We start from the raw sequence: 26,442 nt of genomic DNA on the forward strand, positions 1-26,442 counted from the left end.
CCGTGCCCGGGAGCGCAGATTGGCGATCCTGACCGGCGTCTTCCTTGTCGTCGCTGTGCTGCTGACGTCCACACTCTCGGGCGTCTTCGGCATGGTCGGCGGGATGGTGCTGTTGTGGCTGCTCCTGCTGGTGATGCCGGTAACCACCGCGATTGCCGTTCAGGGCATGCTGCAGCTCGTCGCCAACTGCTCGCGCGCCTATTTCGCGCGCGCCTGGATGGACTGGCGGATCATCGGCTTCTCCACGGCCGGACTGGCGTTGGCCATCCTGCTTCTGGCGCTCGTCAGCTACACGCCCAGCGTCGCGATGGTCTCGATCTGCGTCGGCCTGTTGCCGATCATCGTGTGGATGCCGGTGCGACGCCTGCGCCTCGACGCTTCACGCCCCCTGCATGCCGTCGCCTGCGGCTTCATTTCGGGGGGGCTGAACATCGGCGTCGGGGTTGCGGGACCGGTTGCCGACGTCTTCTTCGTCCGGACAGACATGGATCGCCGCAAGGTGATTGCCACCAAGGCCGCCCTGCAGGTGCTCTCGCACCTCGCGAAGGTCGTCTATTATTCGGGCTCGCTGGTTCTTCTTTCGCGGACCGAGATCGTGTCGATCGGCATAGCGGCCCCGTTCGCAGTGCTTGGCTCTATCCTCGGTCATCGCATCCTGGTGCGGCTCTCCAACGAGGGCTTCAGGCAGGGAACCCGCTGGTTGGTGACGGTGGTGGGCGCATTCTATTTCGTGCAGGGTGTCTACCTGATCGCAAACGGTTGAGCGCGGCGCCTCAGTTCTTCCGCTCGCGCAGAGTCTCGAAGGCTTCCGGCAGTTGCGAGAGCGAGTCCAGGAGCAGGTCCGCGCCGAGCTCCTCGACCGGCACGGTCGTGTAGCCGCCGCGCACGATAACAACCGCGACACCCGCGGCCCGCGCGGAAGCGACGTCGGCCATGCTGTCGCCCACCATCAGCGCATTCCAGGGCTCGACGCCGAGGCGGTCGAGCGCGGCGAGCAGAATGTCGGGCGCCGGTTTCTTGGCGACACCGGCATCGCCGCCGACAACTGAGCCGAGATAGGGGAACAGGGCGAAGTGATCGAGGATGGCCTCGGCGGCGCGCTGCGGCTTGTTGGTCGCCACCGCCAGGCGGACCCCGTCGCCGTGGAGTCCCTCGAGCGTCTCTGCGGCGGATGGCATCAGCACCGTGAATTCGGTCAGGTGATTGCCGTAGATGTCGAGCATGGCGATATGCTCATTCTCCAGCGCCTCGCCTTCCAGCGGCCTGCCGCAGGCGCGGAAGGCGCGTTCGACCAGAACCTTCACCCCCTGCCCGACCATCGACTTGACCTCGTCGAGCATCAGCGGCCCGAGCGCATGGCGGGCCAGCAGCTGGTTGGTCGCCGCCTGGATATCTGGCGCGGAATCGACCAGCGTGCCGTCGAGGTCGAGCAGCACCGCCTGCGGCCAGCGCCGCGCCACGGGGGCAGAGTCGTTCATGCCGCGTCGCGCCACTTGATGGAACAGCCGATGGCGACGACCTGCTCGCGCGGACCTTCGCCGGTTTCCGCGACCTGTCGCATCGCCTCGTAGAGGTCGCGCTTGAGATCCGACGCAGCTTCCTCCTTGCGGGAGGCGTCGAGACGGCCACGATACTGCAGCTCCAGCTTGCCGTTGAAGCCGAAGAAGTCCGGCGTGCAGGCAGCTCCGTAGGCGCGGGCCGCGTCCTGGCTCTCGTCATGGAGGTAGGGGAAGCCCAGCTTGTGCCTCTCGGCGAACAGCTTCATGTTCTCGAAGGAATCTTCGGGATAGGCGCCCGCGTCGTTCGAATTGATCGCCACGAAACCGACCCCGATCGCCCGCAGGTCGGCGGCGTCCCGCGCCATCCGGCCGATCACCGCCTTCACATAGGGGCAGTGGTTGCAGATGAAGGCGACGACGAGGCCGTTCGGCCCCGCCTCGCCGAGGATGGAGCGCGACTGGCCGTCCACGCCCGCAAGCACGAAATCGACCGCCTTCCATCCGAAATCGCAAACAGGTGCTGCCGTCGGCATGGTCGCCTCCTTTTGCTAGGCGGCGATGGCGCGCTCGGCCGCGCCGCGGATCGCCGCGATGTTCTGCCGGTAGGACTCCAGGTTGCCGCCCTTGAAGACGGCCGCACCGGCGACGAAGACGTCGGCCCCGGCAGCGGCCGCAAGCGGCGCCGTCTCGACGCCCACGCCACCGTCGACCTCGATGCGGATCGGGCGATCGCCTATCATAGTCCTGATGCGGCGGATCTTGTCCAGCGTGGCGGGGATGAAGGCCTGGCCGCCGAAGCCGGGATTGACGGTCATGACGAGCACGGTGTCGACCCGGTCGAGCACGTATTCGATCGCGCTTTCGTGCGTCGACGGATTGAGCGAGACGCCGGCCATCCGGCCGGCGGACTTGATCGCCTGGAGGGAGCGGTCGAGATGCGGCCCTGCCTCGGCATGAACGGTGATCTGGTCGCAGCCGGCGTCGATGAAGGCGTCCAGGTAGCGGTCCACCGGCGCGATCATCAGGTGACAGTCGAACAGCTTCTTGGTGCGATCGCGCAGCGCCTTGATGATCGGCGCGCCGAAGCTGATGTTCGGCACGAAATGGCCGTCCATGACGTCGAGATGGATCCAGTCGGCGCCGGCCGCGTCGATGGCCTCGACCTCCTCTCCGAGCCGCGAGTAGTCCGCCGACAGTATGGACGGGGCGATAAGGATGCTGCGGCTCATGACGTCTCCATGTCGGGCGCGGCTTGGAACGAGGGCTCTATAGCCGCAATGGCCGCGGACGGAAAGTTACACCTTGGCGGGGGACGGCCGAGTGTCGCGCCCCTGATAGCAGCATCGCGCATGCGAACGATTCGCTTAAACACAACGCGGCGCCCTAGGCGCTTGCTACTCTATGGCAGCACATACGCCTGTTGACGCGGTTCAGTTCGTTGGTGTTATATCCATCTGAATATATCGATTGGTCGAAGGGGGAGGTATCATGCGTTCAACGATCAGGATGGCGCTCGGAGTGGCGGGGATGTCGGTTGCCGCAATGACGGCGCTGACGCCCGCGGCGCTTGCCGAGGAGAACGTCACCGTCTTCGCCGCCGCGAGCCTCAAGAACGCGCTCGACGCCGTCAACGAGGCCTGCGCGGCCGAGGTCGGCGAGAAGGCGACCATCTCCTACGCTGCAAGTTCGGCCCTGGCCAAGCAGATCGAACAGGGCGCGCCGGCCGACGTCTTCATGTCCGCGGACCTCGACTGGATGGCGTATCTTTCCGAGAAGAACCTGACGAAGAAAGAAACCGAGACAAAACTGCTCGGCAACAGCATCGTGCTCGTCGCGCCTGCGGATTCGGCCGCCTCCACCACCATTGCCGCCAATTTCGACCTCGCAGGTCTTGTGGGCGACGGCCGACTGGCAATGGCCAACGTCGATTATGTCCCGGCCGGCAAGTACGGCAAGGCCGCGCTTGAAAAGCTGGGCGTCTGGTCCTCCGTCGAGGGCAAGGTCGCACAGGCTGAGAACGTGCGTGCCGCACTCGCGCTGGTGGCGACCGGCGAAGCCCCGCTCGGCATCGTCTACAAGACCGACGCCGCCGCCGAGAAGAAGGTCAAGGTTGTCGGCACCTTCCCCGAGGATTCGCATGCGCCGATCGTCTACCCGGTGGCGCAGACCGCCGATTCCAAGGACGACGACACGCCAACCTTTCTGAAGTGCCTGCAGTCGGCAAAGGCGAAGTCGCTGTTCGAGGAGCAGGGATTCACCGTACTCGCGCCGACCGTCTCGAACTAAGGCATCTAGCGGCGCCCGCGACGAAGCGTCAGGTTGGCGCCGGAAACGGAAAGTCGGTGCCACGTATCAGTGCGAGAGCCGGGACGTTCCCTCCCCGCCCCACCCGGCTCTCCACTTGGCAGACCGCACCGTTTCCGGCGCCAGCATTGTGCGACCCGCCCTTGCCAAATTCGGGCGAAGGGCTTGAAAAGCGCGCGCAATTGCTATGCCTTCTCGGCAGACCTCGCACCGCCACCACCGAACCCCTACGGCACGCATAAGACATGGAATGGCTGGCCCTCAGTCCCGATGAATGGAATGCGGTCCGCCTTTCCCTCAAGGTTTCCACCTGGGCGACGATCGTCAGCCTGCCCTTCGGGCTCCTCATCGCTCATCTGCTGGCGCGCGGGCGCTTCCCCGGCAAGTCGATTCTCAACGGCATCATCCACCTGCCGCTCATCCTGCCGCCAGTGGTCACCGGCTACCTGCTGTTGCTCGGCTTCGGGCGACGCGGGCCGATCGGGTCCTTTCTCGACGAATACTTCGGCATCGTCTTCTCCTTCCGCTGGACGGGCGCCGCACTCGCCTGCGGGGTCATGGCCTTCCCGCTGATGGTGCGCGCCATCCGCCTGTCGATCGAGGCGGTGGATCGCCGGCTCGAGGCCGCGGCGGGCACGCTCGGCGCCAATCCGGCCTGGGTCTACGCCACCATCACGTTGCCGCTGATTCTGCCCGGCGTGATCGCCGGCATGATCCTCTCCTTTGCCAAGGCCATGGGAGAGTTCGGCGCCACCATCACCTTCGTCTCCAACATTCCCGGCGAGACCCAGACGCTGCCCTCGGCGATCTATACCTTCACCCAGGTGCCGGGCGGCGACCTCGGCGCGCTGCGCCTGACCCTGGTATCCATCGTCATCGCCATGATCGCGCTGATCGTCTCGGAGGTGCTGGCGCGCCGGGTCAGCCAGCGGATCGAGGCCGAATGACGCTCTCCGTCTCCGTCCGCCGCCGCCTCGGCGCCTTCGATCTCGACGCCGCCTTCGAGAGCAGCGGACGCCTCACCGCCCTGTTCGGCCCCTCAGGCTCGGGCAAGACCTCGCTGGTCAATCTGATCGGCGGGCTGATCCGCCCCGATTCCGGCCGCATCGCCGCCGGCGAGCGCGTGCTGGTCGACACGGCGCAGCGCATCCACGTGCCCAAGCATCGGCGCCGCATGGGCTACGTCTTTCAGGACGCCAGGCTGTTTCCGCATCTGACCGTCGCGCAGAACCTCCGCTACGGGCGCTTCTTCACGCCGCAGGCGGACCGCTATGCCGATTTCGACAGCATCGTCGACCTGCTCGGCATCGGCCATTTGCTCGACCGCAAGCCCGACCGCCTCTCGGGCGGCGAGAAGCAGCGCGTCGCCATCGGCCGCGCGCTGATCTCCAGCCCGAAGCTCCTCTTGATGGACGAGCCGCTCGCGTCGCTGGACGAGGCCCGCAAGGCCGAGATCCTGCCCTATCTTGAGCGGCTGCGCGACGAGTCGGGCATCCCCATCGTCTATGTGAGCCACTCCGTCGCGGAGGTCGCACGGCTTGCTACCGACGTCGTGGTGCTCTCCGCCGGCAAGGTCACCGCCAGCGGGTCGACGCAGCAGATCCTGGCGCGGCTCGATCTCTTGCCGGAGGAGGAGCGCGCCGAAGGCGGCTCGGTCATCGAAGTGATCGTCAGCCGGCACGACCGCGAAGCCGGCCTGACCGTGATGCGCTCACCGGCCGGCGAATGGCTGCTGCCGCTGATCGACGCCGAGGCCGGCTCGCACATCCGGCTCCGCATCCGCGCCCGCGATGTGATGATCGCGACGGAGAGGCCGCACGGCATCAGCGCGCTCAACGTTGCAGCAGGCAAGGTCGTCGAGATTTCAAGCGGCCCGGAGCGCGACGCGCTGGTGGGGATCGACTGCGGCGGCGACAGGATCGTCGCCCGCATCACACGCTATTCGGCAAACGCACTAGGCCTGGTGCCGGGGCGGGAGGTGTTCGCCATCGTCAAGGCGGTGACGTTTGACAAGGGCAACGTCAGGTAGCGCCAACGCTAGGCCGCCGCCAGCGCAGAACGAACTCAGGCGGCCGGGAGGAACCCAGCCGCCTTGTGGCGTCTCAAACAATGGCCTGGTCTGACGGCTACTCGGCCGCCTTCAGGTTGACCTTGCTCTCGGCCAACTGCGAGAGCTTCTTGTCGGTCGCTTCCTCCTCCTTGAGGTTTTCCATGAGTACGCTGGCGCAATCGCTGCGGCCGAGCTGCTTGGCCCAGGCGATCAACGTCCCGTAGCGCGTCATCTCATAGTGTTCCACCGCCTGCGCCGAAGCGATGAGCGCGGCGTCGAGCACCTGCTTGTCGGCGATGTCTCCGCTTACCTCGTCCGCCTCCTTGAGAATGCCGTCGATGGCCGGACAGTCTACGCCCTTGGCCTTGACGCCGTGCATCTCAAACACTTTCTCCACACGCGCGATGTGGCCCTTGGTTTGGGTCAGGTGCTCCTGGAAGCCTGCCTTGAGCTGCGGATCGGTTGCCTTCTCGATCATCTTGGGCAAAGCCTTTTCGATCTGCTGCTCGGCATAGTAGATGTCGCGCAGGGTGTGCACGAAAAGGTCGTCCAAGCTTTTGATATCCTTAGAAAAGAAGCCCATGATCTTCCTGCCTTTCCATTGCGTTGGGGGTTTGTGTTAGCCGGGGGCGCCACGCTTGACGCCGGGTTGTGGCCGGCCGGCGCCGGTCCCTGCCTCAACGTGTGCGAGGCCATCGCGTTCCGGCAGGACGCGGATGAATATGTCCGGTGACGAAATGCGGTGCGTGGAGAGGAGCCTGTGCCGAAAGGAGCGCGCGTTCTACGGCGTCCTCGACGCGCTCCTACTTGCGCCTGTCGTAGCGCAGCGGAACTTCCAGAAAGCAGGAGCGTAGCCAGGACACGCACGAGGTCAGGAACGAAGACATCACATCCCTCCGAATCTATCCCATAACAGCCTACCGGACTGTTGGTTCCAGCCGCTGGCCCAGCGGCACAGCCATGCTATCGTGGGGAACCGAGCCGCCACGCCGGCCGTTGCGGCCAACAACACGCAACAGAGGGCAAAGATATGGCCGACATCATCGAGTTGACGGAGCACGAGGACATCCGGAATTGGGCCGCGGCCCGCATGGGGGCTCCCGCGATCATCGACGCTTCGGCGGAAGGCGGCACCCAGCCGGTCCTGCGCATCGTCTTCGACCAGGCCGCCTACCAGGACCAGGACCGCGCCGAGCGGCCGCAGAACGCCGGTGGCTTCGAACTGGTCGAATGGGACGACTGGTTCAAGATCTTCGACGATGCCGGACTGGCGCTGCTCGTCGCCCGGGAAACGCCGGGTCGCAAGGACAGCTTCCACGAGATCGTGCGACGCGCGTGAGACAGGGGTCCCTAGCCCCACTGGAAAGGAAGCGTGAAGGGCGACGCCGTCCCGTCATCTGGCGTCGCCGATAGGCGTCGCCTGGTCCGGTCGCCGGCCTCCCGCGTCTGATAGACCAGCCTTACGCATTCAGGAGGAAACCTTTGTCCAGCCGCAAAGTCATCATCACCTGCGCCGTCACCGGCTCCATCCACACGCCATCGATGACGCCGCATCTTCCGGTGACCGCCGCGGAGATCGCCGACGCGGCCATCGGCGCGGCCGAGGCCGGCGCGGCGATCATCCACCTGCATGCCCGCAAGCCCGAGACAGGCGAGCCGGATCAGTCGCTGGAGGCGTTCCGTCCGTTCCTCGGGGTCATCAAGCAGCGGGTCGGCGCCGTCCTCAACATCACCACCGGCGGCGCCTCGACGATGACCATCGAGGAACGGCTGCAGCCGGCTCTCCACTTCCAGCCGGAGGTGGCCTCGCTCAACATGGGCACGATGAACTTCGGGCTGTTTCCGATGCTGGGGCGCTTCAAGGAGTTCAAGCATTCGTGGGAGCGCCCCTATCTCGAGGGTACGAAGAGCCGCATCTTCCGCAACACCTTCGAGGACATCGAGACGATCCTCACGCGCTGCGCCGACAACGACACGCGCTTCGAGATCGAATGCTACGACATCGGCCACCTCTACACCTGCGCGCATTTCGTCGAGCGCGGGCTGATCAAGCCGCCCTTCTTCATCCAGAGCGTGTTCGGCATCCTTGGCGGCATCGGCACGCATCCCGAGGACGTGGCCCACATGAAGCGCACCGCCGATCGCCTGTTCGGCGCGGACTATCGCTGGTCGGTGCTCGGCGCCGGACGCATGCAGATGCCGATCGCCATGCAGTCGGTGATCCTCGGCGGCAACGTGCGGGTCGGACTGGAGGATTCCATCTGGGCGGGCAAGGGTCGGCTGGCCGCCAGCAATGCCGAGCAGGTCGGCATCGCGCGCAAACTGATCGAGGACCTCGGCATGGAGATCGCGACCCCCGAAGAGGCGCGCGCCATGCTGAACCTGAAAGGCGGCAGCAACGTCAACTTCTGATAGGGGCCGCCTGACGATTGCGGAGATGCGAGGCCCCCGCCGCCGCCGCGATGCAGTGAGGCCAGAGGGTGATGAAACGCCGCGTTTTCCTTCGCAATCCGCGGCCTCGCCTGCCTTGACAGAAGCCGGCGCAGGCTAGATTGTTTGTACTCTAACAATCGAGCTCATCGTCAAGGAACGAGTGCCACCATGCCCAGCGTCGAAGTCCGCAAGTTCGTCACCCAGGTCGAAGAGATCTGGCATGAGGGAGGCCCCGCGGCGGCCGCCCCGCTGCTCCGCGGCTCCATCGCAGCCGTCGTCAAAAACCCCTATGCCGGCCGCTACGTCGAGGAAATCACCAGCTTCATGGAAGACCTGAAGCCGCTCGGCCTCGACATGGCGAAGCGGCTCCTGGCTGCGCTCGGCGGGAATGTCGAGCGGATCGAGGGCTACGGGAAAGGCGCCATCGTCGGCGCGGCGGGTGAACTCGAACACGGCGCGCTCTGGCACGTGCCCGGCGGATACGCCATGCGCGAGCTTCTCGGCGGCGCCAAGGCGATCGTTCCCTCCACCAAGAAAGTCGGCGGTCTGGGCGCGCAGATCGATATCCCGATCACGCACAAGGACGCCTCCTACGTGCGCAGCCATTTCGACGCCGTCGAGGTCCGCATCAGCGACGCGCCACGCGCCGACGAGCTCATGCTGGTTCTGGCCATGACTTGCGGCCCACGGGTGCATGCGCGCGCCGGCGGCCTGGCGGTTTCCGAGATCAAGGGAGAGGACGGATTGCGATGAACACTTCGATCCGCAAGATCGTCACCATCGTCGAGGAAACGCTGATCGAGGGCGGCAAGGAGGTTTCACCTCCGACCCGCCGCGCGGCCGCCGTCGCCATCATCGACAATCCGTTTGCCGGCAAATATGTTGAAAACCTCGAGCCGCTGTTCGCTGTCGGCGAGGAGCTTGGCGGCCTGCTTGCGGAGCGCGCGGTCGCCGCGCTCGGCATTCCGGGCGAGAAGGTGGAAAGCTTCGGCAAGGCGGCTTGCGTCGGCGCAGAGGGCGAACTGGAGCATGCAGCTGCGCTCCTGCATCCCAAGCTCGGCGCACCGTTCCGCAAGGTGCTCGGCAAGGGCGCAGCGCTCATCCCCTCCTCCAAGAAGCGGGGTGGCCCCGGCACGCCGTTCGACATCCCGCTCGGCCACAAGGACGCCGCCTTTGTGCGGAGCCACTTCGATGGGATGGAAGTGCGCGTCAACGACGCGCCGCGCGAAAACGAGATCGCGGTGGCGATCGCCGTCACCGATTCCGGCCGCCCGCACCCGCGCGTCGGCGGGCTCCTGAAGAGCGAGATCAAGGGCGAAGACGGGCTGCGGTGACGCACCCGACTGCGCCGATCGCTGAAATGCAACAGGCCGGCGCCGCGGAAGCGACGCCGGCCTGTTGCGTCAGAAGGGGCTGAGAGCGCTTTGCTTCCGGTGCGTCTCGCCGGTTACGGCTGGAAATGGCAACGGGCGGCAGGGGATGACCAGGTCATTCCCCTCCGCGGTCCGCAAACCTATCGCGTCAGCTCCCGAACAGCTCCGGCATGACGCTCGACGGCGGCGTGTTGCGCGAGCGATGGGTGCGGACGATGCCGTCGATGACGGTCATGCCGATGCCGGGGATGTCGCCCAGTTGTACGCTTTCCAGCAGGTTCTTGCCGGCGGAATGCTGGGCCTTGTCGAGCAGCACGAAGTCCGCAGCGCGGCCGACCTCGATCAGGCCGCAGTCCAGGTCGCGCATGCGTGCCGTGTTGCCGGTGGCGAAGCAGAAGGCGATCTCGGCCGGGATGTCGCCCAGCGAGGACAGCATCGAGACCATGCGGATTATGCCGAGCGGCTGCACGCCCGAGCCGGCGGGCCCGTCGGTGCCCAGGATGACGCGCTCGAGTTCCTTCATCTCCCTGGCGATGCGCAACGTGTAAAGGGCGGCGCGCTCGTTGCCGTTGTGGACCAGCTCCAGGCCGCGCTTGCAGCCTTCGCAGATGCAGCGGATCTGGTCGTCAGGCAGCGCCGTGTGGCCGCCATTGATATGGCCGATGACATCGGTATCGGCTGCCAGCACCACGTCCTTGTCGATCAGCCCGGAGCCGGGGATCGACGGGCCGCCGGTGTGGATCGTGCTCTGGATGCCGTACTTGCGCGCCCAGGCGACCATCTGGCGGGCGGTATCGGCATCCTTGACCGAGCCGAGGCCCACCTCGCCCAGCAGCTTGACGCCCGCCGCGGCCAGTTCCTTGAAATCGTCCTCGACCATGCCCTGCTCGATGACGGGTGCGCCGGCATGGACCTTGACGCCCGAGGGGCGGAAGGCTTCGAACATGCGCTGCGAGGTGATGGCGTGCGCCTTCAGGCCTACAATGTCGCGCGGACGTCCGGGCGTATGCACCTCGCCGGCGGAAATCATGGTGGTGACGCCGCCATGCAGCGTGGAGTCGATCCAGGAGAGCTGGCTCTGGCGCGGCGTCCAGTCGCCCGCGACCGGATGCACGTGGCTGTCGATCAGGCCCGGCGCGATCGCCGAGCCCTTGGCGTCGATGGTGGTCGTGGCGCCCTCGGTGTCCAGGTCCTTGAACCTGCCGACGGCGGTGATGCGGTCGTTGTCACAGACGATGGTGTCGGCGTCGAGGATGGGTTTCTCGATGGCGCCCGACAGCATCAGGCCGATGTTGCGGATGACCAGCCTGGTCGGCTTGCCGTCGCCGGTGGGAGCATCATGAGCCATGGTCGATCCTTGCAGCTGCGTTCAGAAATGCGTCAGGCGAATTCGTCGTCACCGTCGCCGATCCGGTGGAGCAGCGAAAGAAGCGTCTGCTGTTCCTCGGAGGAGAGCGGCGCCAGCACCCGGCGCGCGACCTCCATGCTGTCGGCGAGGCGTTCGATCGCGTATCGATTGCCCTCGTCGGTCAGCTTGATCATGGCGAGCCTTTGGTCCTTCTTGGTCGGCCGCCGCTGGATGAGGCCGATCTTCAGAAGCTTGCGCACCACGATGCTGATCGTCGAGGGATCCATCGCGGTGAGCCGGCCGAGATGATTCTGCGACACCTCGCCATGCTTCAGCAGCGTCGCCAGCACGGCGACCTGCGTCGGGGTTAGGTCCTGCCCGCTCAACACCTGCTGGAAGCAGAAGGTGGCGCGCTGGTGCGCGCGCCGGATCATGTGCGCCGGATGCCTGCCGAGGTCGTAGCCGGACGCCTCGTAGACGGCCAGCACCTCCGCCCGCGTCATCGGCGGCTTGTCAGCCGCACCGCTCTCCTGATCCGGCTTGGCGTTCAAGCTCACGCGGCGATGTCCATGTTCTCGATGACCCCGCCCTTCGACAGGGCGGCGACCACGCTCTTGGCGTCGGTGACGATGCCGAAATGCGTGGAGATGTCGTAGAGCGTGCTTTCCTGCTCGCGCGGACCGGTGGCCGCGCAGCAGTCATGCGGCACGACGACCTCGTAACCGTTGAAGAAGGCGTCGTGGACGGTCGAGCGCACGCAGATATTGGTGACCACACCGAACACGATAACCTGGTCGACCATCATGTCCTTCAGCGTCACGTCGAGATCGGTCTGGAAGAACGACGAATAACGGTGCTTGTCTACGTGGATCTCGTCGTCGCGCGCGCCGAGGTCGTCGATGATCTCGACCGCCCAGGTGCCGGCTTCGCAATGCGGCGTCCGCTTCAGGAACTCGCGGTCGCGCCGCATGTTCTTGCGGTGGCTGTCATGCACCCAGATCACCGGGGCGCCCGCCTTGCGGGCTGCCTCGATGACGGCCAGCTGCGGCGGCACCAGCGTCTCGTAGCCGGGGAGCACCATCTTGCCGCCCGGCTTGCAGAACTCGTTGATCATGTCGACCACGATCACCGCTGCGCGCTGCGGGTCGAGCGCGATGCGCTCAACATTCCGATGCGAGGAAAAGACATCTAAGGACATCAGACGGCCTCCTGGACGTGTCGCTCAATCCCTGAGCAGGCTGTAGAGTAGATCGAAGAAGCGGTCGCTATCCACTTCATATGCGATGCTTGCGTTCGGTTTCTCGCCGCGCTCGTTCCAGAAGTCGGCAACGGTCGCGCCGAAGGAGTAACCCGCGGCCAGATTGACCCCGATATGCACCGGCTTGGTGCGGATCAGGGTCGGATCGATCACGGCGGCGATGACCAGCGGATCGTGGAGCGCCCCGCCGACCCCCATCGAGTTGCGGTGAAGCTTCTCATAGAACTTCAGCCAGTCGACGACAACCTTGCCGAGCGGGGAGTCGATCTTCTCAAGCTCGGCAAACTGCGGCGCCTCAACCAGCACCTGCATGGTGACGTCGAGACCGAGCATGGTGATCGGAATGCCGCTGTCGAGCACGATCTTCAGCGCTTCGGGATCGCAGAAGGCGTTGAATTCGGTCGGCGTGATGATCTCGCTCTTGCGGTAGAACACGCCGCCCATCCAGATCAGGTTCTTGATCTTGGACAGCACCTGCGGGTGCTTCAGCACCAAGAGGCCGATGTTGGTGAGTGGGCCCGTCGCAACCACCTGGATCGGCTCCGGCTGCGCAGCCAGCTTCTCGGCGAGAAAATCAACGGCGTGCTGGTCGACGACCTGCTTCTTCGCCGGCGGCAGGTAGGGCGAGCCTTCAAGGCCGCTTGGGCCGTCAGCGGTGCCGAGCACCAGCGGACGCGCCAACGGACGGTCGCAGCCCTGCGCCACCGGCACATCGTTCGCCCCGATGAACTCGAGGATGCGCAGGCAGTTCGCCGTGGTCTTCTCAAGCTCGGAATTGCCGCAGGTCGTCGTGATACCGAGGATCTCGATAGCCGGCGAACGATGCGCCATGACCAGCGCGATGGCGTCATCGTGACCGGGGTCGCAATCGAAGAGGATCGGGGTGGCGGTCATGCTGCGTCTCCCGCACGCTCGTACTTCGTCATGGTATCCTTGAACATCTGCATGAAGCGGCGGCCGTCGATATCCGTGCAGATGCGGGTCGTCTTCGGCCCTCCGCCGGGGAGGATCTGGCGGCCGCGATAGGCCACCGTCTGGCCGCGCGCGATGCGCCCGTCGAGGACGACATCGACGAAGAGCGGTTCGGTCATGCGGCAGAGGTCAGGCTGGAACGCCAGCGCGACGGTGATGACGTCGTCCATCGGGAAGGCGACGAGGTCGAAGAACTCCCGCCAGATGTCGATGTAGATCGGGAACACGCGGTCGATCATGGCGACGACCGCGTTGTCCTTGGCGACGGCGCGCATGTCGGCGAGGTCGTCGCGCGACATCATGCCGGTGGCCGCGCGGTTGTCCTCGCAGACGTCGAGCGGCACCAGGATCTTGTCGATGTCGGCATTGAGCACGATGCGCGAGGCTTCCGGGTCGGCCCAGATGTTGTATTCGGTGACGGGCGTGATGTTGCCCGGCGTGGTGAAGGTGCCGCCGAGCACGACGAGGCGCTTGAGCAGCTTCGTCAGCCCGGGCTCCTGCAGCAGCGCCATCGCGGCGTTGGTGAGCGGCCCGGTGGTGACCAGCGTGATCTCGCCCGGATTGGCGCGCGCCATGTCGATGATGAAGTCGACGGCGTGCTTGTCGATCGCCTTGTGGGTCGGCTGCGGGGCCTTGGGGTTGAAGTCCTTCAGGCGGTCCCCGAAGCGGGCGATGAGGCGCTTCTCGAAATGCACCGGCGCTTCCATGTCGGCCTTGTCATGACCGACGATCGGACACCATGCGCCCGCCGCGACCGGAATGTCCTCACGGCCAGCCAGCGAAAGCGTGTTGAGCACGACATTGGTCACCTGCTCGATGCCGCCGGCCGCGCCGGTGACCGTGGTGATGCCTTCCAGTTTCAGATGCGGTGACGCCGCGGCGAAGAGGACGGCGAGGATGTCGTCGCCCGCCGAATCGACGTCGAGAATGATGCGTTCCATGTCTTCCCTTGAACTCACTTACGATTTCGTCTCTGGCGCAGGCTTGACCGTCAGCACGCGCCGCATGCTGTCCAGCGTCTCCCTGATGATCTTCGGGCGAGCCCGATAGGAGAGCGCGAAGAGCGCAGTGAGCGCCACGAGATAGGGCACCGCCAGCACCAGGTAGGACGAGACGCCGAAGGTCTGCAGACGTAGCGCCAGCGCATCGGAGAAGCCGAAGAGCAGGCAGCCGAGCAGGATCCGCCACGGATCGCCCGCCGAGAAGATGAGGATGGCGACGGCCATGAAGCCGCGGCCCGACGACATATTCTCGGTGAACATCGTGGTGTAGCCGAGCGACAGATGAGCGCCGGCGAGGCCCGCCAGCAGGCCGCACAGCAGCGAGGCGGTATAGCGGATACGCGTGATCGAGATGCCAAGCGCCTCGGCCGCCTCCGGCTTCTCGCCGACCACGCGGATATAGAGCCCCAGCTTGGTGCGCTTGTAGAAGAGGATCAGCAGCGGCACCAGGATGAAGGCGACGTAGACCAGCGGCGTATAGCCGGAGATCAGCTGGCCGAACCAGCCGAGTTCCTTCGCAAAGGGCAGCTTCACCGCCGGCAGGCCCACCAGGCCATGGCCGAAGATCGAGCCGCGCGTGCCGAAGATCGCCTTCATCAGCGAGATCGTCATGCCGCCTGCGAGGATGTTGAGCGCCAGGCCCACCACCACCTCGTTCGCCTTGAAGGTGACGACGAGCAGCGCGAAGACATAGGCCAGCACCAGCGCAGCGAGCACCCCGCACAGCACGCCGATCCAGGGCGAGCCGAAGAAGATGGTGCCAATGACGGCGAAGAAGGCGCCGACCAGCATCTGGCCCTCGAGGCCGATGTTGAAGATGCCCGCCTTCGTGGTGAACGAACCGCCGAGCGCGACCAACAGGATCGGCGCCGTGGTGCGGAGCGTCGCGACGAAGAGCGAAACGTTGATGATGCGCTCTAGAATTTCCACCGGCGCTCCCCTGCGGTGCTGTCGCCGGCCTTGCGGCGGATGGTGACCTGGGCGGATACGGCGAGGATGATCAGCGCCTGCACCACCGTGATGATCTCGCGCGAGGCCGTTGTGTCGACCTCCAGCATCAGCGAGCCGCTGCGCAGCGCGCCGAAGAAGATGGCGGTGAAGATGGTGCCGATCGGATTGCCGTTGGCGAGCAGCGCGGCGATGACGCCGTCGAAGCCGAAGCCTGGCGCAAAACCTTCCATGAAGCGGTGGTGGACGCCGAGGGCCTCGATGCCGCCGGCCAGGCCGCCGACCGCGCCCGACACCAGCAGGACGAAGAACACCTGCCGCTTGATGTCGATGCCGCCATACTCGGCGAACTTCGGATTGGCGCCCATCTCGGAGACCGAGTAGCCGCGCGACGTGCGCAGGAAGAAGTAGTGCACAGCGACAGCAAGCACGAGCCCGATGATCAGGCCCCAGTTCAACCGCGAGAACGAGAACAGCTCCGGCAGGTAGGCCGACTCAAAGATCGGCGGCGTTTCGGACTGGCCGCCAGGCTTCTTGAAGACGCTGATCGTGAGGTAGGACGTCATCAGGATCGCGACGTAGTTCGCAAGGATGGTCGAGACCACCTCGTTGGCGTTGTAGCGGGCGCGGAAGAAGGCCGGGATCGCAATCCACGCCATGCCGGCCAGCGCCGCCACGACGATCGCGACCAGCATGTGGAGGATCGGCGGCATGCCGAACGAGAAGCCGACCCAGGTGGCTGCGAAGCCCCCCATGAAGAGCTGCCCCTCGATGCCGATGTTGAACAGGCCGCCGCGCAGGGAAATGCACGCGGCGATGCCGCAGACCAGGATCGGCGTCGCCTGGAGCAGCGTCCCGGCGATGCGTTCCGGACTGCCGAAGGCGCCGCGAAGCAGCGTATCGAGGACGTGCAGCGGGTTCTCGTCGATTGCGAGGATCACGAGCGCGCCAAGGATCAGCGCCAACAGGATCGCCAGTGCCTGGCCTGAAAGGGCCGCCATGCGGTCGCTCATTGCGCCACCTCCGCCCGAGCGGCCGCTTCATCGCGGCTTGCGCCTGCCATCATGAAGCCAAGCTCCTCTTCGCTTACGTTATTGCCGTCGAGCTCGCCCATGATGCGCCCCGCGAACATCACGAGGATGCGATCGGCGAGCGCGATCAGTTCGTCGAGTTGCACGGAGATCAGCAGAATGGCCCGCCCGTCCTCGCGCTGTTTCATGATCTCGGCGTGGATTGCCTCCTGCGCGCCGATGTCGACGCCGCGCGTCGGCTGGTCGATGAGCAGGAAGCGGGGGTCGCCCGAAAATTCGCGGGCCAGCACGACCTTCTGGATGTTGCCGCCCGACAGGCTCTTCACCGGCGAGTCCGCGCTGCGGGTACGGATGTCGAAGCGCTTGATCAGTGTCTCGGTCTGCTCGTGCAGGTAGCGGCGCGAGATGATGCCCCGGCGCGACCAGGGTTCCTGGTCCTGCCGCCCCATCAGCACGTTCTGCGCGATCGAGGCGTTGCGGTTGACGCCGCGCACCATGCGGTCGCCCGGCACGTGGGCGAGCCCCGCATGGCGGATCTCTCGCGTCGACAGGCCATTCAGCGGCTTTCCGTCGAGGCTGACCAGCCCGTGGCTCTCGGGGCGAAGGCCGCTGATCACTTCGGCGAGTTCGGTCTGGCCGTTGCCGGCGACGCCGGCGATGCCGACGATCTCGCCCGCCCTCACGTCGAAGGACACGCCCGTCACCGCCGGGAGCCGGCGGTCGTCGCGCGCCCAAAGGTCGCGGACCTGGAGCACGCTCGGACCGTTCTGGGCCTCGCGCGGTCGCCGATCGAAGCTGACGGTGCGGCCGACCATCATCTGGACCAGTTCCGACTTGCTGAGCCCCTTGGTCGGGCGGGTGTCTATGACCTTGCCGTGGCGCAGCACGGTGACCGAATCCGACACCTCCATCACCTCCTCGAGGTGGTGCGAGATGAAGATCACGGTCATGCCCTGAGCGACGAAGCCGCGCAGCGTCTGGAAAAGTTCGCGGCTTTCCTGCGGCGTCAGCACCGCGGTCGGCTCGTCGAGGATGATGGTGCGCGCGCCGCGAACCAGAACCTTCAGGATTTCGATGCGCTGCTCGATGCCGACGGACAGCAGGCCGACGCGCTCGGTGGCGTCCACCTGAAGCCCGAACTGCTTTGACAACTCGGCGGTCTTGGCGATCTGGGCGGCATGGTCGATCATGCCGTTCCGCACGATCTCCATGCCGAGAAACACGTTTTCGGCCACGCTCAGCGACGGCACCAGCTTGAAATGCTGGTGCACCATGCCGATCCCGGCGTCGATGGCGACCGAGGGATTGGGCAGCACCAGCTGCTTGCCGTCGATCCAGATCTCGCCCTCGTCGGGCTGCAGCAGCCCGAAAAGGATGTTCATCAGCGTGGTCTTGCCGGCGCCGTTCTCGCCAATGATGGCGTGAATCTTGCCGCGCTCGACGGCGAGGTTCACGTCCTCGTTCGCGACGAACGCGCCGAAGCGCTTGGTTATGGATTTCAGTTCGATGGCAAGGGGCATCGGACGATCTTCCGCGCGTCCGCCCCCTTCGCGGTGGAAGGGGGCGGATTGGATCCGCGCTTTCCTGTTACTTTACGGTATCGACAACGACCTTGCCGGAGATCACGTCCGCCTTGGCGGCCTCGACCTTGGCGAGCACATCGGCGGGGACCTTGTCGGCCACGTCGGGGCAGATCAGCAGCTCGACGCCGCCCGACTTGAGGTCGTAGGTGTAGGTGGCGCCGGGCGTGATGCCCTTGCCGTCGACCACGTCCTTGACCAGGCTGTAGACCGCGACGTCGGCGTGCTTCAGCATGCTGGCCATGACCGCGCCAGGCGCGACCGGGCACTGGTCGATGTCGACGCCAAACGAGTACTTGCCGGCGGCCTTGCTGGCCTGCAGCACGCCCTCGCCCGTCGGGCCGGCGACGTTGTAGACCATGTCGGAACCCTGGCCGTAGAGCGCCATGGTCAGTTCGCTGCCCTTGGCCGGATCGTCGAAGGTGCCGGCAAAGACGACGTCGACGCGGACATCCGGCGCGACATACTTGGCGCCCTGCTCGTAGCCGGCCAGGAAGTCGCGGATGACCGGGATGTCGCGGCCGCCAACGAAGCCGATGGCCTTGCCGTCGCCGAGGCCTTCGACCTCGCTGCCCTTCTCGGCCATCGCCGCGCCGAGCGCGCCGACGAGGAAGGAGCCCTGGTTCTGGGCGAAGTTGGCGTAGGAAATCGTCTTGGAATCAAGAACGCCGTCGATGAAGACGAAGCGCGTGTCGGGATAGGCAGCGGACGCCTTGGTCAGCGCGTCGACCAGCTCCCAGCCCATCACGAAGACGACATCGTACTCGCCGCTCTTGGCGACGTTGTTGAACTGCTCCTCATAGTCGAGCGCGCGGTTGCCCGTGTCGATGAGCTTGACCTTAACGCCGAGATCCTTCTCGGCCTTCTTCAGACCCTCGACGATGGAGATGCCGAAGCCCTGGGCGAAGTAGCCCGAGATGGCTGCGACGTTGACGTCCTTGGCGAAGGCGGAGGTGCTGGCCAGCGCGAGCAGGGAGGCGCCACACAGGGACATGAAACGACCGGAACGAGCGAACATTCGGATTACCCTCTGGGTTAGTGTTTGGTTCATTGGCCATCCTGGTCCGCACCGTTCGCAGAGGCGATCGCCAGATCGTTGATGGTCATACAATCGTGATCTGGAAATTGTCGGCTTGTCAATCCGGAAACTCAGACCCTCGATCTTCGCATCAACACTTTTGGACGCAGCGAGCCGTCTTCCCGATTGACAAACGGCCTGCCGCGCGGTCACGATCATATGACCATCAACGATCTCGTCGACTGTCAACACGGCAGCAGGCCAGGACGGAATGCAGCTACGGCGCCACCGGCAAAACGCGGCGGCGACTTCGCCGCGTTGGCGTCATCAGGTCGCCGGCGACACAAAATGACTTTCAATCACTAGCCAGGTAAACATGCGCACCATCGTCACTGGATCAAGCGGCCTCCTGGGGCGGCACGTCGCTGCGGCGCTCACCGAGGCGGGGCACACGGTGCTCGGCCTCGACGCAGCGCCCGCACCCGCCGGCGCTTCGTGGCAGCACGTCACGATCGACCTCACCGACTTCGGCCAAACGATGCAGCTCGTCCGCGACGCCGAGGCGGTCGTGCACATCGCGGCGATCCCGCGCCCCACAGGGCTGCCGCCGGTCCAGGTGTTCCAGACCAACATGGCGGCCTGCTATAACGTCGTCGAGGCAGCCGTTCTGAGTGGAGCAAAGCGGATCGTCTATGCCTCATCGATGAGCGTACTCGGCTACCCCTTCTTCGAGCAGCCGGTCGTACCGACCTACCTCCCCTTCGATTCCAGGCATCCTGTCGCGCCGCAAGACGCCTATGCCCTGTCCAAATGGCTCGGCGAGGAGCTCGTGCAGTCCGCGATCCTCAGGCGTCCGGGACTGTCGGCGGTCAGCCTGCGCATGCCCTGGATACAGACGCCGGAGACATTCCCGCGCGACGTGGTCGAGCGCCGCCGCCACGCCGAATTGGTCGCACGCGACCTGTGGGCCTATCTCGATGCCCGCGATGCCGGCCAGGCGTTCGTTTCGGCGGTGGAACGACCCTTGCAAGGCCACCATCGCATGTTCATCAGCGCCGCCGACACATTTATGGAGACGGAGACGCAGGCACTGGTTGCAGCCGCCTATCCGTCGGCCGAAATCCGCAAGCCGCTGGCGGACCACGCCACCGTGTTCGACCTCTCCGAAGCCCGCGACGTTCTGGGTTTTGAGCCGCGCCATGTCTGGCGCGATTACTAAGGAGCATTCCATGAACAATCTGATCGGACGGCGCTTCGCCGACAAAGTCGCGCTGGTGACCGGCGGAGCCGGCGCGATCGGCTCGGCCGCCGTGCGGCGATTCGCGGCCGAGGGCGCGCGCGTCGTCATCGCCGACCGCAACGAAGCGGCCGCCGCGGCGCTTGCCCACGAACTGGCGGAGACCGGCGCAGAGGCGCTCGCCGTCACGGCGGACGTCACCTCCGAAGCCGACGTCCAGGCCCTCGTCGAGAAGGCCCAGGCGCGCTTCGGCCGTATCGCCGTGCTCTTCAACAATGCCGGCATCTCCGGCAAGGTCGCGCCCGTTTACGAGCTGTCGCCCGACGACTGGGACGACATCATCCGCATCAACCTGCGCGGCATCTTCCTTGTCCAGCGCGCCGTCCTGCGCGCCATGATCGACAGCAAGGTTCGCGGCAGCGTGGTCAACATGGGATCGTCCATGGCCGGCTGGGACGTGCTGTCGGGCGGCGCCGGCTATGCGGCGAGCAAGCACGCCGTGGTCGGGCTCACCCGCATCGCGGCCCTCGACGCCGCGCCCTATGGCATCCGCGTCAACGCCATCTGCCCTGGCGTCATCGAGACGCGCCTGGGCGTCCCGTCGGGCGACGACGCCGAGTACCGCGCCGGCATCGAGCGCTTCTCCAACCGCATCCCGCTGCGCCGCATCGGCGAGCCTGACGACGTGGCCGCCGCCGTCGCCTTCCTCGCCTCCGCGGAGGCGCGGCACGTCACCGGCGTGGACTGGCTGATCGACGGCGGGCAGACGCTGCAGAGCTGGGCCAACGCGCCCGAGGCGACCGCCTATCCGCGGCTGGTGTGAACGTATCGACCGTTTTCGCGTCGGTCGGGCTGACCCGCGCCGGGTATCACTGGTGGAAAATATCTGCATAGCGCAGAAACAGACAGACTTTGGTCAGATTTCCCCTGTCATGAACCTGTGACATCAGCGTTGCTTCGGCTTGCCGAGGCCAACGGCCGCAGCAGACCTTCAGCAGTCCGGAGAGAACTCATGAACATCAACCAGGTCTTTCCGGTAAAGGCCTCCCGCGACAGGGTCTGGGCAGGCCTCATGGATCCGGAGATCCTGCGCCAGTCCATTCCAGGCTGCCAGTCGGTCGAATGGGACGGCGAGGACACATTCGACATCGTGGTCGTGCTGCGCGTGGCAGGCCAGAAGATTCGCTTCAGCGGCAGCGTTTCGCTGGAGGACCTCGTGCCGGACACTTCGTTCGAGGCGGAGGGCTCGGTCAAGATCGCAGGCTTCGGGTTTTCCGCCGCAAATGCCAGTATATCGCTGCGCGATCCCGAGAACGCCGGCTCGGGTCAAGCGACGCTGGTGGATGCGAACGTCTCGGTCAACATCTCAGGCAAGATCGCCTTCCTCGGCGAGCGCATCATCACCCGTCATGCGCTCAGGCTGGCGGACGAGTTCTTCCGCCGTTTCGGCCCGCTGGTCACGGCCTGAGACAGCCTGAGCGGCTGCCTCGCGCTGCTTCAGGCTACCTTCTTCGGAGCGAGACGCAGCAGCGTCTCCTTGTCCAGCGTCGCCGCCAGCGCGACGTCCGGCCGGTCGCGAGAGAAGTTGACATACCCGAGCGGCGCGGATGGCGGCTCGGCCTTGGAGATGGCGCGCAGAAGCCGTCTGCCGTCCTTCGCGTAGGTAATGTGACCGCTCTCGATATACGTCTCAAACAGGGCTGCGCCGGTCGCATGGTGGGTGATGGCAGGGATGCCCACTGACGCCGCTTCGAGCGCCGCCGCCGAATATTTCGTCACCAGCACATCGGTCAGCCTGAGCACGTCCTCGAACAGGCATTCGCTGGCGAGGTGCAGCTCGAATCTGCCGACGCCGCGTTCATGCAGGTAGCTGGCGATTTCGTCACGCAGGTGGAACGATCTCGGGTGCACGCGGATCAGCCAGAAGACGTCATCGCGCGACGATTGCAGCGCCTCCAGCACGTCGACCGGCAGATAGCCGTCGAACTCCGAATTATGCAGGCTCACCTCGTGGCAATAGAGCACCCGTTTCGCGCCCTCGGGAATCATCGCCCGCAGCCGTTCGACGCGCGGATCGCGCTGCCACACGCGATGCGCGTGCTTCCATGGGAACCCGGCGACCTCGACCTTGCGCCAGGGGGCGACGCCGCGCTGCTTCGCAGCCAGCATGTTCTCGCGGGTGACGTCGCCCCACACCCACATTGTCTCGGGGAAGGGATATATGTCGCCCTCCGGAATCCGCGGGTGGTCATGGTAGATGTTCAGCCCATCCTGGATGCCGTGCATGAGGTCGATGGTCGGAACCTTGTGACGCCGCGCCGCGGCGAGCACGCCCATCTTTTCCAGGTTGGCGAAGTTCTGGACGAAAACCGCCGCCGGCCTCTGGTGGCTGAACCATTGGTCCGCGGCGTCATGAAAGGCGAGCACCGTTTCGATCCTGCCGATCATCTCGTCGGCGTCGATCGTCTGCGGCAGGTTGGCGCTCCTCAGCAGCCGGTTAATTTGCTCGATGACACTGCGGCACCGGGCCAGGTCGTCCATATGGGTCCCGATGCGGGCGACCCCGGGAAGGAAGTAGGCGGGCTCGACCATCTTCTGCTTGGCCGGCATCTGGCGCTGGAAGCGACAGAGCTTTACGGTGCGGTATCCCTGATCGCGGAAGTGCAGCAGCATTGGATCGGCGTACATGTTGACCGCATTGCGCCCGACATACTGCGTGTAGTCGGCCGGCACCTCGACGAAGACCAGGGCGTCGGTCAGGTCGACGTCGCCCGTGCCCCGTTCGGTGACCAGCATCGCCGAACCCAGCGAAACGACGCCAACGTCGGAAAACGCGATCGCGCGCGAGGCATCCCCTTCGCGGTAGATCCTTCCGGTGTGGCTCGGCTGGTCGAACAGGTCCGTGAACAGCTTGCCGGCCTGGCCGGCCACCAGCAAAAACAGGTGCTGGCGCACCAGCATCCAGAAATTGATGTCGCCGACCCTGAATGCCGATGCGTCCACCTCATCCTGGAGGTCCATGGCGAGTTCATGCAGGCTGAGCGGCTCGATGAGGTCGTTGTAGTCGGTCTTCATCTTGTTCCCGTTGGGAGGCAGGGATGGCGGTCGGCCGAGGATCGGGTCAGGCCTTCGCCCGCTGCAGGGTGGTGGCCAGCATGTCGAAGGTGACAAGGCGGCGAAGCACGTCCGCCTCCTTCGGCGAAGCCGCATAGGCCTCGATGATCTCGTTGACGATGGCGTGGGCCTCGGCGTTGAACATCATCGCCTGGATCCATTGCATGAGCTGGGCGATCTGGGCCTTTGCGCCCCTGCAGCGGACACTCAGCGCGAGCTCGATGCCGGTGAAGATCGCGCTTCCGCGGCAATTGGCATTGTGGGATCCGGTCATGGCGAGACGCAAGGATTCGGCCCGATTGACGGAGAGCATGCGCGCCAATCGGAAAAAGAGCCTCACGCCGTTTAGACGCCATTCAGGCAGGTGCGCTTCGAGCGGCAGCGACTGCAGCACGCTGGCGGCATAGGCGCCATTGCCGGTATCGATCAGGCGATTGAGCACACGCAGCGCGATGCGTGAATGGAACTGCCGAGCATGGCAATGTTCGGGCGACGCCATCAGATGGTTCAGATTGCAGAAGAAGAGCAGGCTGTGCGCGATGTCCTCGCCGGTGTCCGAACCAAAGTCGAGCAAGTGGGTCAATTCGCCGAGCCGGAGGTCCTGGTCACGGAAGCCTCCCGTCCAGAGCACGTCACCGGTCGCCGGGTCGACAAGGGTCACCTCGCCAGATCCGGCGGCGACCATCGCGGGCGAAAGCCGGATTGAGAAACCGCCGAAGATGGAGCCGCCGGCGCGGTGGGCGGCAGCCTCGATCTGGTTCGCTTCGACCTCATACCGCTCGCAGCCGTCTACAACCACGCTGACGCGGGCCTTGTCGCGCCAGCCGCCTTCGCTGACCTTCCATCCGTGGATGGCGAGACCTGGCCCGGCGGCGAATTCATGCATCGGAAGATCGACCACATCGTTGCCCGGGATCAGGAGAAACGTCTCCAGATCGATCTTGTCCAGGGGCAAGGCGACAGTCACGACGGAACCGGGAGGCAACGCGCCGACCCGGATCGCGAAGCCGGCGGCGGCCGGGGCTGGCGCATAGCGCTCCAGGATGCGGCTCGGCTTGCAGGCAAGGCCTGCGCCCGCCTGATTGCCGTTGACCTTCGCCGACACCAGGGTCGGAAGGTCTGGCGCAAGCGTGTCGAAGCAGAAGCCGATCAGGGAACCATTGACGTATTCGCGCAACCGCGCCGCAAAACGCGTCCAGCGTATGCCCGGACCTCCAGTGGAGAGGACGACCCGTCCGTTGCTGGCGTCGACCAGCGATGCATGGAGATCACAGTCGCAGGTGAGACCAAGTTCCTCGATGTGGGGCAGCAGGGAGAAGGTGAACGAACCGTCGCGACTTGCGATGGTTCGCGGACCGAGATCGCAGCCATTGACGACAAGGGAGAATACGAGGACCTCGTGTGGCTCGACATCGCCAGCTCCCGCCACGATGTAGTTCGTCTCGTCGTCCTCCAATGCCGCAGAAAGGGGAAAAGCCAGTGCGGCGACATCGGCAGCCGCTTCGCTTTCGAGCCTGGCGCCGATCGCCTCCAGGACCGGATCGCCGGCCGGCGAGATGGCCGACGACATCCCCTCACGGGAAGCGGAGTGCCGGCTGTGGACCTCGTCGCGGGCGACGGCGCGGATGTAGCCGGTGAGAGCGCCCGCGACGCAGTCCTGGAACTCACCCTCGAAGCGACATCCGGCGTCCCGCCCGGACTCTTGGCTCGTGGCCTTCGCGGGGGACCGCATGGCGAAGGCCGACGAGCCATCCGCAGCTTCCCCGAGCGCCGGCGCTGCCGGCTTGGCGTCCGGCGTTTGCGCAGCCTGGGCGTCGCCGTCTTCGGCAATGATTGTCACGAGGGGTTCGGGCCAAGCCGTGCGGCCGAGCTCCGATATTCCGGCGACAAGCGTCACATCCGGCACGGCAAACATCGATGCCGTACCCGGGTCGATCAGGGGTTCGGCGGGGTGAGCCGTCGTGCGATCGTCAAATGCAGTGCCGGCCTGCAGACGACCCGAAGCAGCCGACTCTTCATTCGCAGCCTCGGACATTCCATCATTCGTGGCGTCAATGATCGAGGCGTCTGGCCCCACTGCTTTCGACATGTGACCCTCTCGGTCTTTTCGGCGCTCCGACCCCCATTGGAGCGCCCCCATGCGCCCCTTCTGCCACCCCGGCATCGCTTCTAACCGCCACGCCGGGGGATGTCGATCACCGCCGTCCGTCTCGTGCGATCCCGGATGCTCAGCTGATCGGATAGGCCGCTTTGCGCGCCGCATCCGGGAGCGGAAAGCCCACCAGTTGCCCGGTCGCGCCGGACCAACGGATACCGGCGAAGATCTCGAAGGCGCGCAGGCCCTCCTCGATGCCCGAGATCGTCGGGCCGTCCGCCAGCGCGTCCTCTACCGCTCCTGCCGTCGCGAAGATGATGTCGCACGGGCGGAACGGCTCAAGCACGCGCTCGACCAAGGGGATGCCGTAGCGGGAGACCGGCGCATCGCGATGCTCCGCCTCGCGCGCCATGATGCGCCAGGGCGTCAGCTCGTTCTCGATGACCACGCGACCGCGTTCGTAGACGAACTCCATGCGCGTCGGCACGCCGATGTCGTCGCTCATCTCGATGATCGCGCGCCGCGATCCGTAGCGGACAATCGCCGTGCCGCCGGGATCGTCGAACTGCTTGCCGCGGGGGTTGGGCACGGTCGTTTCGGTGACATGCGCGAAGACGTCGGTCGCCCGTCCGAAAACCCGGTTGAACAGGTCGAAGAAGTGCGTTCCCATGCAGCCGAGACCGGCTGCGCCCATGGTCAGAATGCCGGCGGCGAGTGGACCCATTTCGTCTGAGCCGTCGAGCTTCGAGAGCGCGTCATAGGGCGAGCAGTAGCGGCGGCCGTGATTGACGACGATGCGGCTGCCGGTGGCGGTCGCCTTCGCCTGGAGCTCCTCGCCCTCCTCCATGCTGGTGCAGAGCGGCTTTTCCACCATGAAGCGGCGATGGCCGCGCTCGATGCCTTCCATCACCAGGGGGCAATGGCTGGGACCATGCGTCGCCACGGCGACCATGTCGAGATCGGTCCCCCAAAAACTCTCCAGATCCGGCGCTGCGATGGCTTTCAATGCATCATTGCGGAACGCGTAGGCGTCCGCAAAACTGTCGAAGACGCGCACCACGTCGTGCCCAAGCGCCTCGGCGGCCGTGACGATCCGCTCGCCCATGCGCCCCATGCCGAGAACGCCGATCTTCTTTTTCATCATCGAATGCCTTCTTGGAATTTCCGTGAACCGCCCCCGC

General features: G+C 65.5%; 27 protein-coding genes. 11 read left to right on the forward strand and 16 right to left on the reverse strand.

Going from position 1 to position 26,442, the window contains the following annotated elements:
- Positions 1-19 precede the first annotated feature (19 nt).
- Complete coding sequence (locus tag PD284_RS00480; protein WP_274626281.1) at positions 20-763, forward strand: sulfite exporter TauE/SafE family protein; 744 nt, start codon at positions 20-22, stop codon at positions 761-763.
- Positions 764-773: 10 nt separating this feature from the next.
- Here PD284_RS00480 and gph read toward each other — a convergent pair whose 3' ends face one another.
- Genes gph through rpe form a run of 3 tightly spaced genes read right to left on the reverse strand, consistent with a single transcriptional unit; the run spans position 774 to position 2,728 of the window.
- The gene (gph, locus tag PD284_RS00485) at positions 774-1,478 is read right to left on the reverse strand and encodes a phosphoglycolate phosphatase (protein ID WP_274626282.1); all 705 of its coding nucleotides are present in this window, start codon (positions 1,476-1,478) and stop codon (positions 774-776) included.
- Positions 1,475-2,032: a thioredoxin family protein gene (locus PD284_RS00490; protein WP_274626283.1), complete on the reverse strand. Its 558-nt coding sequence runs from the start codon at positions 2,030-2,032 to the stop codon at positions 1,475-1,477. The genes gph and PD284_RS00490 overlap by 4 nt, the downstream gene beginning before the upstream one ends.
- Positions 2,033-2,047: 15 nt before the next feature.
- The gene (gene rpe / locus PD284_RS00495) at positions 2,048-2,728 is read right to left on the reverse strand and encodes a ribulose-phosphate 3-epimerase (RefSeq protein WP_274626284.1); all 681 of its coding nucleotides are present in this window, start codon (positions 2,726-2,728) and stop codon (positions 2,048-2,050) included.
- A 298-nt stretch (positions 2,729-3,026) separates the two neighbouring features.
- On the opposite strand from rpe, the gene modA reads away from it, so the two are divergent.
- The 3 genes from modA (at position 3,027) to modC (ending at position 5,832) form a co-directional block, all read left to right on the forward strand.
- Positions 3,027-3,785 carry a molybdate ABC transporter substrate-binding protein gene (gene modA, locus PD284_RS00500; protein ID WP_274630496.1) on the forward strand — a complete coding sequence of 253 codons (759 nt, stop codon included), beginning with the start codon at positions 3,027-3,029 and terminating at the stop codon, positions 3,783-3,785.
- Positions 3,786-4,048: 263 nt separating this feature from the next.
- The gene (modB, locus tag PD284_RS00505; protein ID WP_274626285.1) at positions 4,049-4,750 is read left to right on the forward strand and encodes a molybdate ABC transporter permease subunit; all 702 of its coding nucleotides are present in this window, start codon (positions 4,049-4,051) and stop codon (positions 4,748-4,750) included.
- Positions 4,747-5,832 (forward strand): molybdenum ABC transporter ATP-binding protein, encoded by a 1,086-nt coding sequence (modC, locus tag PD284_RS00510; protein WP_274626286.1) that lies wholly within the window; start codon positions 4,747-4,749, stop codon positions 5,830-5,832. The genes modB and modC overlap by 4 nt, the downstream gene beginning before the upstream one ends.
- Before the next feature lie 97 nt (positions 5,833-5,929).
- On the opposite strand, the gene PD284_RS00515 is transcribed toward modC, so the two are convergent.
- The gene (locus PD284_RS00515) at positions 5,930-6,436 is read right to left on the reverse strand and encodes a YciE/YciF ferroxidase family protein (protein WP_274626287.1); all 507 of its coding nucleotides are present in this window, start codon (positions 6,434-6,436) and stop codon (positions 5,930-5,932) included.
- A 447-nt stretch (positions 6,437-6,883) separates the two neighbouring features.
- Here PD284_RS00515 and PD284_RS00520 point away from each other — a divergent pair, with 447 nt between their 5' ends.
- From PD284_RS00520 to PD284_RS00535, 4 genes are all read left to right on the forward strand, one after another.
- Positions 6,884-7,192: a hypothetical protein gene (locus PD284_RS00520; protein ID WP_274626288.1), complete on the forward strand. Its 309-nt coding sequence runs from the start codon at positions 6,884-6,886 to the stop codon at positions 7,190-7,192.
- Positions 7,193-7,335: 143 nt separating this feature from the next.
- Complete coding sequence (kce, locus tag PD284_RS00525) at positions 7,336-8,265, forward strand: 3,5-dioxohexanoate:acetyl-CoA acetone transferase (RefSeq protein ID WP_274626289.1); 930 nt, start codon at positions 7,336-7,338, stop codon at positions 8,263-8,265.
- Between the two features lie 189 nt (positions 8,266-8,454).
- The gene (locus PD284_RS00530) at positions 8,455-9,039 is read left to right on the forward strand and encodes an amino acid synthesis family protein (RefSeq protein WP_274626290.1); all 585 of its coding nucleotides are present in this window, start codon (positions 8,455-8,457) and stop codon (positions 9,037-9,039) included.
- On the forward strand, positions 9,036-9,620 hold the full coding sequence (locus PD284_RS00535; protein WP_274626291.1) for an amino acid synthesis family protein: 585 nt from the start codon (positions 9,036-9,038) through the stop codon (positions 9,618-9,620). Before PD284_RS00530 ends, PD284_RS00535 begins: the two co-directional genes overlap by 4 nt.
- A 187-nt stretch (positions 9,621-9,807) precedes the next feature.
- Here PD284_RS00535 and PD284_RS00540 read toward each other — a convergent pair whose 3' ends face one another.
- From PD284_RS00540 to PD284_RS00580, 9 genes are all read right to left on the reverse strand, one after another.
- A complete protein-coding gene (locus PD284_RS00540) occupies positions 9,808-11,007 on the reverse strand; it encodes an amidohydrolase family protein (protein ID WP_274626292.1) in 1,200 nt (399 codons plus the stop codon).
- Positions 11,008-11,039: 32 nt separating this feature from the next.
- Positions 11,040-11,564 (reverse strand): MarR family winged helix-turn-helix transcriptional regulator, encoded by a 525-nt coding sequence (locus PD284_RS00545; protein WP_338036628.1) that lies wholly within the window; start codon positions 11,562-11,564, stop codon positions 11,040-11,042.
- On the reverse strand, positions 11,561-12,205 hold the full coding sequence (locus tag PD284_RS00550) for a cysteine hydrolase family protein (RefSeq protein ID WP_274626293.1): 645 nt from the start codon (positions 12,203-12,205) through the stop codon (positions 11,561-11,563). Before PD284_RS00550 ends, PD284_RS00545 begins: the two co-directional genes overlap by 4 nt.
- Positions 12,206-12,229: 24 nt before the next feature.
- Positions 12,230-13,159 carry a nucleoside hydrolase gene (locus PD284_RS00555; RefSeq protein WP_274626294.1) on the reverse strand — a complete coding sequence of 310 codons (930 nt, stop codon included), beginning with the start codon at positions 13,157-13,159 and terminating at the stop codon, positions 12,230-12,232.
- On the reverse strand, positions 13,156-14,178 hold the full coding sequence (locus tag PD284_RS00560) for a nucleoside hydrolase (protein WP_274626295.1): 1,023 nt from the start codon (positions 14,176-14,178) through the stop codon (positions 13,156-13,158). Before PD284_RS00560 ends, PD284_RS00555 begins: the two co-directional genes overlap by 4 nt.
- 18 nt (positions 14,179-14,196) lie before the next feature.
- On the reverse strand, positions 14,197-15,168 hold the full coding sequence (locus PD284_RS00565) for an ABC transporter permease (RefSeq protein WP_274626296.1): 972 nt from the start codon (positions 15,166-15,168) through the stop codon (positions 14,197-14,199).
- Positions 15,156-16,199 (reverse strand): ABC transporter permease, encoded by a 1,044-nt coding sequence (locus PD284_RS00570; RefSeq protein WP_274626297.1) that lies wholly within the window; start codon positions 16,197-16,199, stop codon positions 15,156-15,158. Before PD284_RS00570 ends, PD284_RS00565 begins: the two co-directional genes overlap by 13 nt.
- The gene (locus tag PD284_RS00575; protein ID WP_274626298.1) at positions 16,196-17,737 is read right to left on the reverse strand and encodes an ABC transporter ATP-binding protein; all 1,542 of its coding nucleotides are present in this window, start codon (positions 17,735-17,737) and stop codon (positions 16,196-16,198) included. The genes PD284_RS00570 and PD284_RS00575 overlap by 4 nt, the downstream gene beginning before the upstream one ends.
- Before the next feature lie 67 nt (positions 17,738-17,804).
- A complete protein-coding gene (locus tag PD284_RS00580) occupies positions 17,805-18,815 on the reverse strand; it encodes a BMP family lipoprotein (RefSeq protein WP_274626299.1) in 1,011 nt (336 codons plus the stop codon).
- 376 nt (positions 18,816-19,191) lie between these two features.
- Here PD284_RS00580 and PD284_RS00585 point away from each other — a divergent pair, with 376 nt between their 5' ends.
- The 3 genes from PD284_RS00585 (at position 19,192) to PD284_RS00595 (ending at position 21,520) form a co-directional block, all read left to right on the forward strand.
- Positions 19,192-20,034 carry an NAD-dependent epimerase/dehydratase family protein gene (locus tag PD284_RS00585; protein ID WP_274626300.1) on the forward strand — a complete coding sequence of 281 codons (843 nt, stop codon included), beginning with the start codon at positions 19,192-19,194 and terminating at the stop codon, positions 20,032-20,034.
- Positions 20,035-20,044: 10 nt separating this feature from the next.
- The gene (locus tag PD284_RS00590) at positions 20,045-20,875 is read left to right on the forward strand and encodes an SDR family NAD(P)-dependent oxidoreductase (protein ID WP_274626301.1); all 831 of its coding nucleotides are present in this window, start codon (positions 20,045-20,047) and stop codon (positions 20,873-20,875) included.
- A 189-nt stretch (positions 20,876-21,064) separates the two neighbouring features.
- The gene (locus tag PD284_RS00595) at positions 21,065-21,520 is read left to right on the forward strand and encodes a CoxG family protein (RefSeq protein WP_274626302.1); all 456 of its coding nucleotides are present in this window, start codon (positions 21,065-21,067) and stop codon (positions 21,518-21,520) included.
- A gap of 29 nt (positions 21,521-21,549) precedes the next feature.
- Here PD284_RS00595 and PD284_RS00600 read toward each other — a convergent pair whose 3' ends face one another.
- The 3 genes from PD284_RS00600 to PD284_RS00610 form a co-directional block, all read right to left on the reverse strand.
- Positions 21,550-23,127, reverse strand: a complete 1,578-nt coding sequence (locus tag PD284_RS00600; protein WP_274626303.1) for a hypothetical protein — start codon at positions 23,125-23,127, stop codon at positions 21,550-21,552.
- Positions 23,128-23,173: 46 nt separating this feature from the next.
- The gene (locus PD284_RS00605; RefSeq protein WP_274626304.1) at positions 23,174-25,255 is read right to left on the reverse strand and encodes a hypothetical protein; all 2,082 of its coding nucleotides are present in this window, start codon (positions 25,253-25,255) and stop codon (positions 23,174-23,176) included.
- 139 nt (positions 25,256-25,394) lie between these two features.
- Positions 25,395-26,405: a Gfo/Idh/MocA family protein gene (locus tag PD284_RS00610; RefSeq protein ID WP_274626305.1), complete on the reverse strand. Its 1,011-nt coding sequence runs from the start codon at positions 26,403-26,405 to the stop codon at positions 25,395-25,397.
- Between the last annotated feature and the right edge of the window lie 37 nt (positions 26,406-26,442).

The sequence above is a fragment of the Mesorhizobium shangrilense genome (assembly GCF_028826155.1).
GTDB lineage: Bacteria > Pseudomonadota > Alphaproteobacteria > Rhizobiales > Rhizobiaceae > Arvimicrobium > Arvimicrobium flavum.

What these genes read in the sequence shown, in the direction of transcription:
- rpe (WP_274626284.1), bottom strand. Translation starts at nt 2,728, where the DNA reads ATGAGCCGCAGCATCCTTATCGCCCCGTCCATACTGTCGGCGGACTAC.
- modA (WP_274630496.1), top strand. Translation starts at nt 3,027, where the DNA reads ATGTCGGTTGCCGCAATGACGGCGCTGACGCCCGCGGCGCTTGCCGAG.
- PD284_RS00580 (WP_274626299.1), bottom strand. Translation starts at nt 18,815, where the DNA reads ATGTTCGCTCGTTCCGGTCGTTTCATGTCCCTGTGTGGCGCCTCCCTG.
- PD284_RS00520 (WP_274626288.1), top strand. Translation starts at nt 6,884, where the DNA reads ATGGCCGACATCATCGAGTTGACGGAGCACGAGGACATCCGGAATTGG.
- PD284_RS00590 (WP_274626301.1), top strand. Translation starts at nt 20,045, where the DNA reads ATGAACAATCTGATCGGACGGCGCTTCGCCGACAAAGTCGCGCTGGTG.
- PD284_RS00550 (WP_274626293.1), bottom strand. Translation starts at nt 12,205, where the DNA reads ATGTCCTTAGATGTCTTTTCCTCGCATCGGAATGTTGAGCGCATCGCG.
- PD284_RS00570 (WP_274626297.1), bottom strand. Translation starts at nt 16,199, where the DNA reads ATGAGCGACCGCATGGCGGCCCTTTCAGGCCAGGCACTGGCGATCCTG.
- modB (WP_274626285.1), top strand. Translation starts at nt 4,049, where the DNA reads ATGGAATGGCTGGCCCTCAGTCCCGATGAATGGAATGCGGTCCGCCTT.
- PD284_RS00535 (WP_274626291.1), top strand. Translation starts at nt 9,036, where the DNA reads ATGAACACTTCGATCCGCAAGATCGTCACCATCGTCGAGGAAACGCTG.
- PD284_RS00575 (WP_274626298.1), bottom strand. Translation starts at nt 17,737, where the DNA reads ATGCCCCTTGCCATCGAACTGAAATCCATAACCAAGCGCTTCGGCGCG.
- PD284_RS00595 (WP_274626302.1), top strand. Translation starts at nt 21,065, where the DNA reads ATGAACATCAACCAGGTCTTTCCGGTAAAGGCCTCCCGCGACAGGGTC.
- PD284_RS00540 (WP_274626292.1), bottom strand. Translation starts at nt 11,007, where the DNA reads ATGGCTCATGATGCTCCCACCGGCGACGGCAAGCCGACCAGGCTGGTC.
- PD284_RS00585 (WP_274626300.1), top strand. Translation starts at nt 19,192, where the DNA reads ATGCGCACCATCGTCACTGGATCAAGCGGCCTCCTGGGGCGGCACGTC.
- PD284_RS00555 (WP_274626294.1), bottom strand. Translation starts at nt 13,159, where the DNA reads ATGACCGCCACCCCGATCCTCTTCGATTGCGACCCCGGTCACGATGAC.
- PD284_RS00490 (WP_274626283.1), bottom strand. Translation starts at nt 2,032, where the DNA reads ATGCCGACGGCAGCACCTGTTTGCGATTTCGGATGGAAGGCGGTCGAT.
- PD284_RS00600 (WP_274626303.1), bottom strand. Translation starts at nt 23,127, where the DNA reads ATGAAGACCGACTACAACGACCTCATCGAGCCGCTCAGCCTGCATGAA.
- PD284_RS00610 (WP_274626305.1), bottom strand. Translation starts at nt 26,405, where the DNA reads ATGATGAAAAAGAAGATCGGCGTTCTCGGCATGGGGCGCATGGGCGAG.
- PD284_RS00605 (WP_274626304.1), bottom strand. Translation starts at nt 25,255, where the DNA reads ATGTCGAAAGCAGTGGGGCCAGACGCCTCGATCATTGACGCCACGAAT.
- modC (WP_274626286.1), top strand. Translation starts at nt 4,747, where the DNA reads ATGACGCTCTCCGTCTCCGTCCGCCGCCGCCTCGGCGCCTTCGATCTC.
- PD284_RS00515 (WP_274626287.1), bottom strand. Translation starts at nt 6,436, where the DNA reads ATGGGCTTCTTTTCTAAGGATATCAAAAGCTTGGACGACCTTTTCGTG.
- PD284_RS00560 (WP_274626295.1), bottom strand. Translation starts at nt 14,178, where the DNA reads ATGGAACGCATCATTCTCGACGTCGATTCGGCGGGCGACGACATCCTC.
- PD284_RS00530 (WP_274626290.1), top strand. Translation starts at nt 8,455, where the DNA reads ATGCCCAGCGTCGAAGTCCGCAAGTTCGTCACCCAGGTCGAAGAGATC.
- gph (WP_274626282.1), bottom strand. Translation starts at nt 1,478, where the DNA reads ATGAACGACTCTGCCCCCGTGGCGCGGCGCTGGCCGCAGGCGGTGCTG.